This window comes from Micromonospora sp. M51 (assembly GCF_018070305.1).
GTDB classification, from domain to species: Bacteria; Actinomycetota; Actinomycetes; order Mycobacteriales; family Micromonosporaceae; genus Micromonospora; species Micromonospora parva.
Map to the genome: position 1 here is coordinate 1 of NZ_JAGPXZ010000413.1, position 5441 is coordinate 5441.

Sequence of the window (5441 nt, forward strand, 5' to 3'; positions counted from 1 at the left end):
CGTCGCCGAGGGGATGCTGCTGACCACACCCCGCACCCTCGCCCGGCCGGCCACCCGGGTCCGCGCCGAGATCGACGCCGCGGTCCCCGCCGGGGCGACGGTGGAGGCGCAGGTCCGCGGCTGGCGGACCGCCGGCTGGACGGAGTGGCGGGCCGCCGGCACCGTCTTCGACCGGCCCGTCACCCGGGTACAGGCCCGGGTGGTGCTCACCGCCCCCGACAAGGGAGCGACGGCGACGGTACGGGGCATGCGGCTCACCGCCGACGCGAACGCCGCCGTGTCCGCCGCCACACCCGGTCGCACCTACCGGGTGTACGCCACCCGCATCGGGCTGGTCGGTGAGGTGACCGCCAACGGCCGCACCGTGCAACCCCGGGACCACTTCGCGGCACTGCCGTCGCGGCGCGGACTCTCCCCGCTCAACACCGGCGACTACACCGTGCGGGTCTGCACCACCAACGGCGCCCGCTGCGAGTACGCCCCGGTCTGGGACGTCGGGCCGTGGAACACCCGCGACGACTACTGGAACCCGTCATCCGTGCGGGAGAACTGGAAGGACCTGCCGCAGGGGCGACCCGAGGCGCAGGCCGCGTACCAGTCCGGCTACAACGGTGGCCGGGACCAGTTCGGGCGGACCGTGCTCAACCCGGCCGGCATCGACCTGGCCGACGGCACGTTCTGGGACGGGCTGCGGCTGACCACCAACGCCTGGGTGGACGTCGCCTACCTGTGGACCGGCGGCGGCCCGCGCGGCGTGGTCGGCGACGGGCCGCTCAACATCCGCACCGGGGCCAGCACGTCGTACGCGATCCGTGGCCTCGCCGCCCGGCTGGCCCACGTGCCGATCCAGTGCTACGTCACCGGTCAGTCGGTCGCCGGCCCCTACCGCACCACCACCCGCTGGAACCGGCTGACCAGTGGCCAGTACGTCAGCCACGCGTACATCTCGAGTGTGTACGGCGGCAGCGTGCCGGTCTGCTGAGCCACGCTCACCCCGTCGGGCGCCGCCTCAGCGTCAGGGGCGCTCGTCGGGGCGAGCCGTGCGCACCATGTCCTGGTAGCGCGGGTGGCTGGCACCGTAGACGGCGTAGTTGAGACGGGCGTGGGTGAGGCTCAGGTCGCCGTTGGGGCCACCCCGGACGGCGTCGGCGTCGGCGTCGGTCTGGCCGTCGTCGGTCCAGAAACAGACGGGACAGGTCCCCCCGCCGGTCCGCGACGCACAGCAGGGACAGCCCGCAGGAACCACATGCTCACCCACCGGAGAAGCATTCCACAGTCGAACATCAGCCCGATACCCGCAGCAGGTCCCCCGCGGACACCGCGAGGAGGTCCACGGCCCGTCCGCCGTTGACAGCGACCGCGACCAGCCCGGCCGAGTCGACGTACGTCACCAGGCCACCGGCCGGGGCGTCGCCGAAGGTGCGCCCGTGCACCGCCGCATGGGCCGGCGCGGTTCCCGACGGACCCACCCGCAGCGTGGCCGGCAGCGGATCGAGCAGCTCGGCCGGTGCGGCCAGTTGGACGTTGCCGAAGTGGTCCACGGTCAGCACCTCGGCGGTGAATCCCTCGGCGTCCCGGGTCACCGTGGGCGTCGGCAGCCGCACCAGCCCGGCCGGGTCGACAGGTGGGCCCGCCTCGGCGAGCGGCGCGCCGAGCGCCAGCCGGGCCGCCACCGGCGCGAAGACGTCCCGCCCGTGGAACGTGCGGGACACCCGGGCGGCCAGCCAGCGCGGCTCGGTCAGCTCGACCGCGTCGGTCACCCCACCGAGCGCGGCGGCGGCGTCCAGCAGCAACCCGTTGTCCGGGCCGACCAGCAGCCCGCCCGGGGCGGCCAGCGCGACACCCCGTCGGGCGGTGCCGACACCCGGATCGACCACCGCCACGTGCACTCCCACCGGCAGGTACGGCACTGTCTGCGCCAGCACCGCGGCACCCCGCCGGACATCCCCCGGCGGCACCAGGTGGGTCACGTCGATCACCCGGGCGGTCGGCGCGACGCGGGCGACGACCCCGTGACAGGCGGCCACGAAGCCGTCGGTGAGGCCGTAGTCGGTGGTCAGCGAGATCCAGGGCACTGCGGACATGCCCGCAGGCTAGTGGAACCGGGTGGGCTGACGGATTCGGGACAGCGCAGTGGCCGACCGGCCCCTCCCGCCGCCGGATGACGTTGGGCAGACTGCCCTGGTGACAATTCGGAGCCTGCCCGCCGTCGGAATCCTGCTGGTAGCCGTGGCCGTCACCGCCGGCTGCGGCGGTGGCGACGCCGATCCGTCGAGTGCGGCCCCCACCCCCTCGTCGTCCTCGGCCCCGGCGGCCACCGGTCTGCCGAGCGCCCCGACGCCCTCGGCGGGGCCGCCCAGCGCCAGCGGCGCCGCGTCACCGGCAGCCCCGCCGGTGGCCCCGCCGTCCGTCGCCCCCCAGGGGCCCACGCAGCGCCGGCCGGCCAGCCCACCGCCGGTGGTGCTGCCCAAACGCCCGACGGGTGCGCCCGGTGCCACCCAGGTCGTCAACGCGTTCAAGGCCGCCGGCCTGAAGGTGCCGCACCCGAAGGACCGCTCGGTCGACTGTGGGCCGGACGGTCTCGGCCTGGGCTGTTCCGAGCTGATCGCCACCGACGCCGTCACGGTGTACGTGTTTCCCGACGAGATCAGCGCCAGCGACATCGCCGAGACGTGGGGCGGCCAGTCGTACCGGCGCGGTGCGGTGGTGCTCAACTACCTTGAGGCGAAGACCCCGGCCGCCGACCGGCCCCGCTACGAGAAGGTGCTCAACGGTCTGGGCTGACGCGGGCGCACAGGCCCGGTCAGCCGCGCAGGCGCAGGCCGCGCGGGGTGGCCCGGAAGCCGGCGGCGGTCAACGCGTCACGCAGCGGCGAGGAGTGCACCGCCTCGCCGTCGGCCCGCTCCACCGACATCGCACCCAACGCCCCGGAGTGGACGGCGTCGGCGAGCGCCTTGCCGGCCGCGGCGAGCGTCTCGGTGTCGTCGGTGAAGGAGAGCAGCGTCCGGCCGCCGCGTTCGACGTAGAGGACCAGGTCACCGCCGACCTGCACCACCAGGGCCCCCGCCTTGCGGCCGGCCCGGTGCCCAGTCGCCGGTGTGGCCCCGTCACCGGAGTCGACGACCCGTTCCGGCCAGGGCAGCGCCGCGCCGTACGGGTTGGCCGGGTCGGTGGCGGCGAGCACGGTGGCCACCGCGCCCCGCCCCCGGGCGCCGTCGGTCGGTTCGGCCAGCGCGCGCAGCCGGTCCACCGCGCCGGGTACGGCGAACTGCGCCGCGCCGAGCCCTTCGACGAAGTAACCCCGGCGGGCCGCGCCGCGCTCCTCCAGCGCCGACAGCACCGGGTAGACCGCCGAGAACCCGCCGACCACCTGCTCGGCCATGACCGCGCCCCGGGTGACCACCCCGTGCCGCTCCAGCAGCAGGTCGGCGAGCGCGGCGGCCCGCCGGGTCGGGTCGAGGTCCCGGTCCGGAAGGCGGGACCAGCGGCCGGCGACCGTCGGCGGGCCACCACGGGTCGGCAGCGCCACCCGGCCGGGCCGCCGGTAGCGGGTGCGGGGCGCGGACGGCCGGGAGCGGTGGGCGCCGCCGGCGCCGAGCACCGCGCGCAGCGGGGCGAGGGTGTCGTTGCTGAGGTGCCCCGCCCAGACCAGATCCCAGATCACCGCGGTCAGCGCGGCGTCGTCTGTCGAACCGACCCGGTCGGCCAGCGGGCGGAAGAACAACGCCTGCCCGTCGCCGAGCGCGTCGAGCACCGCGTCGTGCAGCGGGGTGCGGGTCAACGCCTCGTCGGGCGGAGGGAGCAGCAGTGGCGCGGTGTCCGCGTACGCCAGGGTGACCCAGCCGTCGCCTCCGGAGATCGCCCCCGACCCGGCCCACAGCACCTCCCCGCTCGCGCACAACTCGTCGAGGTGGGCGGGGGAGTAGTCCGCGACCCGGGCGGGCAGCACCAACCGCTCCAGGGCGGACGCCGGCACCGCCGCGCCCTGCAACTGCTCCACAGTTGCCGCGAGCGCCTCGACACCTCGGGCGGACGAGCCGACCTGCTGCCAACGGGGCAGGAACGTCGCCAGCGCCCGGGGCGGCACCGGCTCGATCTCCCGGCGCAGCGCGGCGAGCGAGCGGCGGCGCAGCATCCGTAGCACCTCGGCGTCGCACCACTGGGCGCCGGCCGAGTCCGGGGTGAACTCCCCGGAGACCACCCGGCCGGTGGCGCCGAGCCGGCGCAGCGCCTGCTCGACGACGAACACGCCCAACCCGAAGCGGGCCGCGCAGCTGGCGGCGGCGAACGGCCCGTGGGTGCGGGCGTAACGGGCCACCAGATCACCGAGCGGATCGGCCACCGGGGCGAGGTACGCCTCGGCCACCCCCATCGGCAGTGCCACGCCGAGTGCGTCGCGCAGGCGGGCGGCGTCCTCGACGCCCACCCAGCGCTGTTCGCCGGCGATCCGGACCCGCAGCACCCGGCGGGTGGCCTCCAGCTCGCTGAGCCACGTCTCGGGCACGCCCCGCTCGGTCAGCTCGGCGTCGCTCAGGTCACCGAGCACCCGCAGCAGCTCGACCACGTCCTCGGCGTCGCGGGGGCGGCGCTGCTCGGTCAGCCACCGCAGTTGCCGTTCGGTCTCGGTGAGCACCGCCGGGTCGAGCAGTTCGCGCAGGTCGACCCGGCCGAGCAGCTCGCCGAGGAGGGTGGAGTCGAGGGCGAGCGCGGCGGCGCGGCGCTCGGCCAGCGGGGCGTCGCCCTCGTAGAGGAACGCACCGACGTAGCCGAAGAGCAGCGACCGCGCGAACGGGGACGGCGCGCTGGTCTCCACCTCGACCAGCCGCACCTTGCGGGTGGCCAGGTCGCGCATCAGCCCGGCCAGCGCCGGCTGGTCGAAGACGTCCTGGAGGCACTCCCGGGCGGCCTCCAGGGTGACCGGGAAGTCCGCGTACTCGCGGGCCACGTCGAGGAGCTGGGCGGAGCGTTGCCGTTGCTGCCAGAGCGGTTGGCGGCGGCGCGGGTCGCGGCGCGGCAGCAGCAGTGACCGGGCGGCGCACTCCCGGAAACGGGCGGCGAAGAGGGCGGAGGTGCCGACCGACTCCTCCACCAGCTGGGTGATCTCGTCGGGTTCGAAGACCACCACGTCGGCGCCGGGCGGTTCGTCGGCGGTGTCCGGAAGTCGCACCACGATGCCGTCGTCGGAGGGCATCACCTGGGCGTCCACGCCGTACCGCTCGGCCAGCCGGCGGCCCACCGCGAGCGCCCAGGGCCCGTTGACCCGGGCGCCGAGCACGCTGTGCACGGCCAGCCGCCAGTCGCCCAGCTCGTCGCGGAACCGTTCCACGACGACAGTGCGGTCGTCGGGCAGCGAACGGGTGGCCTCCCGCTGATCGCGCAGGTAGGCCATCAGGTTGCCGGCGGCCCAGTCGTCCAGCCCGCCGTCGCGCAGCGCGGCCAGT

General features: G+C 75.6%; 4 protein-coding genes and 1 pseudogene. 2 read left to right on the forward strand and 3 right to left on the reverse strand.

The genetic code is table 11. The features are described from left to right. On the forward strand, nt 1–982 hold a 982-nt coding region (locus KBX53_RS20845; protein WP_247675955.1), incomplete at its 5' end, for a hypothetical protein. A gap of 33 nt (nt 983–1015) precedes the next feature. Here KBX53_RS20845 and KBX53_RS20850 read toward each other — a convergent pair. Together KBX53_RS20850 and KBX53_RS20855 are read right to left on the reverse strand one after the other, a co-directional pair. Further along, a complete protein-coding gene (locus KBX53_RS20850) occupies nt 1016–1258 on the reverse strand; it encodes a CPCC family cysteine-rich protein (protein ID WP_030336813.1) in 243 nt (80 codons plus the stop codon). 25 nt (nt 1259–1283) lie between these two features. After that, nucleotides 1284–2084 carry an S-adenosyl-l-methionine hydroxide adenosyltransferase family protein gene (locus KBX53_RS20855; RefSeq protein ID WP_210861142.1) on the reverse strand — a complete coding sequence of 267 codons (801 nt, stop codon included), beginning with the start codon at nt 2082–2084 and terminating at the stop codon, nt 1284–1286. 100 nt (nt 2085–2184) lie between these two features. Here KBX53_RS20855 and KBX53_RS20860 point away from each other — a divergent pair, with 100 nt between their 5' ends. After that, a complete protein-coding gene (locus tag KBX53_RS20860) occupies nt 2185–2784 on the forward strand; it encodes a hypothetical protein (RefSeq protein ID WP_030336809.1) in 600 nt (199 codons plus the stop codon). A gap of 19 nt (nt 2785–2803) precedes the next feature. Here KBX53_RS20860 and KBX53_RS20865 read toward each other — a convergent pair. Next, nucleotides 2804–5441, reverse strand: a pseudogene (locus KBX53_RS20865) (DEAD/DEAH box helicase); the annotation flags it as partial.